This is a genomic window from Chamaesiphon sp. OTE_20_metabat_361 (assembly GCF_031364565.1).
Window position 1 is genome coordinate 1 of the sequence record NZ_JANLWO010000083.1, and the last position, 2,888, is coordinate 2,888.

At 41.3% G+C, this 2,888-nt stretch carries 2 protein-coding genes and 1 pseudogene; 1 reads left to right on the top strand and 2 read right to left on the bottom strand.

Features of this window, described 5'->3' with window-relative positions; genetic code table 11:
- Positions 1-224 precede the first annotated feature (224 nt).
- The gene (locus RMO35_RS02230) at positions 225-590 is read left to right on the top strand and encodes a hypothetical protein (RefSeq protein ID WP_309738265.1); all 366 of its coding nucleotides are present in this window, start codon (positions 225-227) and stop codon (positions 588-590) included.
- Positions 591-742: 152 nt separating this feature from the next.
- Here RMO35_RS02230 and RMO35_RS02235 read toward each other — a convergent pair whose 3' ends face one another.
- Both RMO35_RS02235 and RMO35_RS02240 read right to left on the bottom strand, forming a co-directional pair.
- Positions 743-2,350 carry a HEAT repeat domain-containing protein gene (locus RMO35_RS02235; protein ID WP_309738267.1) on the bottom strand — a complete coding sequence of 536 codons (1,608 nt, stop codon included), beginning with the start codon at positions 2,348-2,350 and terminating at the stop codon, positions 743-745.
- A 50-nt stretch (positions 2,351-2,400) separates the two neighbouring features.
- Positions 2,401-2,888, bottom strand: a pseudogene (locus RMO35_RS02240) (efflux RND transporter periplasmic adaptor subunit); the annotation flags it as partial.

The following is a 2,888-nucleotide window of genomic DNA, read 5'->3' on the forward strand; positions in this document are numbered from 1 at the left end:
CACTGGTTCTAACAATACACAAGCATGATGAAATTCAGGTGAAATTCGACAGACATCTAAAAATACAGAAGTTGCGATAAAATAACAAAGCCGATTCACAAAGTAGTTATCACCGCTGTTTTTATTTTTGCCTCGATAGACTCTACTTTTTTTGTTTCTTTAAAAATATCTAACTTACTCAAAAGATAATCCGATTATGGGTTACAGTACTGACTAAGGCAGGAATGTTAATCTATTCTCAATACTGGGACTTGATTTGGTTGCCAAATGATTTAGCCGATCGATTCTTGCTAGTACCAGATAAACTCGCTATTAGATGCCAGATCGCCATCGAATTGATTCCCCAAAGGGGACGCGTCGCGAACGAAGATCTTAGCTGTCAGTATCGGGTGGTAAGATGCGATGATGGCAACAGTCAAGGCGATCTCTATCCGACTAATGCTCTATGGCAAATCCATCGCCTTCGAGCGGACGATCTCATTATTGCTCTAGATCCTTCCGGCAATCCGATCGAAATCCATCGTTCCGAACTCGACTGTTTTGTTAGCCTCGATATCGTTCTCCATAAATCTAACCTCTCGATCGATTAGATTTTCAGGTGGTAGAGGATTTAGAAAATTGGTTAGGGTAATCGATTAAACTTACCTGTATATCATGAGACATAAAGACACTCAAATAATTCTAAATCTGGCGGAAGAGCGATATTAGTCCAATCGATCGATACCCAATTGTATCACCGCCATTACGATATTCTACCTTTCCAGATAGCCAATCTTTTTGCGGCAAATTCTCTGACTTGTTCGTCAGAATCATTTTCGGCGCGATCGACTAATAACTCTAGTATTTCTTCAGTTCGATCTCGATGGTTTTTGCAGATAGCTTTCAATGCGGTTAGACGAGGGTTGCTTTCACCAAATCCCTGCCGCTGAAAGGGATCGTCAATAGTAAGACAATACAAGAATGTAAATATATCCTGTTTATATTGCCGACGTTCCACCAGTGCGTTAACTGCTGCATTTCTCACAATCCAATGACTATCTTGTTGAGCACATTTCTTAAATGTAGATAAAACATCTGGACTGCTTTTGTAATATATATCTACTGACATCACTAGATTGAGTCTAACACTCCAACTATCATCATGTTGAATGATGTCATTAAAAAAAGGCAAGTTATCTGGTTCATCTTGCCACTCTTCAGCTAAAACTCGTACTATTCCACATCTAACAAACTCATTATCGCTGTGTTTTGCTAGTTCTTTAAACCAGGGTAGAATAGCTGGCTCATCTTTCCAACCTCGGATAATTTCCTCGATTGCAAGACCATCTTGGATACCATTTTGTACCATCTGTTGAAGCCAGGGCAGAGTATTTGAATCGTTTTTCCAAACTTGAGCGATATCTTTTACCAAAAGACATCTATAACGATCGTCCCAATCATATTGAACGCGGTGCTTAATGATTGATAAAGTGTCTATATCGTCTTTCCAGCCTTGAAGTAAAGCTTGTGCCGCAGCACCTCGAACATGCCAATCATCGGCATTTTGAGCTATGTCCTTGAGCCAGGGTAATGTATGTAGATTATCTCTCCAAGCATGTGCGATGGCTTCTACCATTACACAACGAAGAAAATATTTCTCATTATCGTATTGAGCGCGGTGCTTGAGAATAGCTAATGTTTCTAGCTCATCTTTCCAGCTTTGCTTTATGGTCTCTGCTACGGCACATACGATAATTGAATCCTTACTTTCTTGAGCTATTTGTCTGAGCCAAGGCAAAGTATTGGGGTCATTTCTCCAACCCTGGGCAATTGCTTCTAATATCGCATCACATAACCACCTATAATCTGCTTGCAGGGCAATTTCTTTGAGCCAAGGCAGAGTGTCCCGATCGTTTTTCCAGTATTTAGCGACGACTTCTACTGCTGTACATCGAATATATTGTCTACTTCCATATTTGACTAAAGGAAGAATTGGCATAATATGCGGATCGCTTTCCCAATCTCGTAATATCTCTGCGGTAGTATATCGTTTAACATATTCATTATGCTCATGTCTGACGAGATCTTTGAGCCAAGGTAACGTACCTGGATCGTTATGCCACCATTTTGCGATCGCTTTTACTAAGATCTCTCGAAAGTCCCAATCATCTTTGAGCCAAGGCAAAATATCTGAATTGTTTTGCCGCTTTTGTGCCTCTGCTTCAACAATTGTATCTTCAACATCCCAGTCATCATGCTGTTGCGCGAGATTTTTCAAACATGACAAAGTTTCGGGATCGTCTTTCCAATTTTCAATGATTGTTATTAGTGCTGTTTGTGTAGCTCCCCAAAGCATTAACCACTTAAACATCGTACCAAAGTCCTATCATTATGTAACGGCTCTCGACAGAATAATATTGTTTATCGATCGATCCGCACCGATTCAGATTCAGATTTTGAATGTACCCGATCGACAGTAGCTTCCTCTAATACTACTGTCTCCACACCTGGCAAATCTATAACTTCATCCTCCGGCTCCACAACATCGCCAATACTCGTCATAACTCCATTACTTCTGCGCCCCAACCAAAAAGCACTACCCCCCAAAATGCCAACGGCTGGAACTAAACCCCAGACTAGATAAGATGGTATTTGATTTGGACTGGTAGCATCGGGCTTGACTGCTGTACTATGTTCGCTAGCTGGCTGCTTTTTCAGAGATTGAGCGTAGAGTTGGGGGGCGCGTTGACTGACTACTGAGTCCCCAGCAAATAGTCCTGTCTTGACTTCAACTAGATCGCCAATAGTTTGCCCGAGGGTAACGGTGGTAGGCTGATAGCTGTCGCCACTTTTGATGTAGACTAATTTCTCTAAATTAGCCTCTACCACTGCACTCGCTGGAATTACTA

What these genes read in the sequence shown, in the direction of transcription:
- RMO35_RS02235 (WP_309738267.1), bottom strand. Translation starts at nt 2,350, where the DNA reads ATGTTTAAGTGGTTAATGCTTTGGGGAGCTACACAAACAGCACTAATA.
- RMO35_RS02230 (WP_309738265.1), top strand. Translation starts at nt 225, where the DNA reads ATGTTAATCTATTCTCAATACTGGGACTTGATTTGGTTGCCAAATGAT.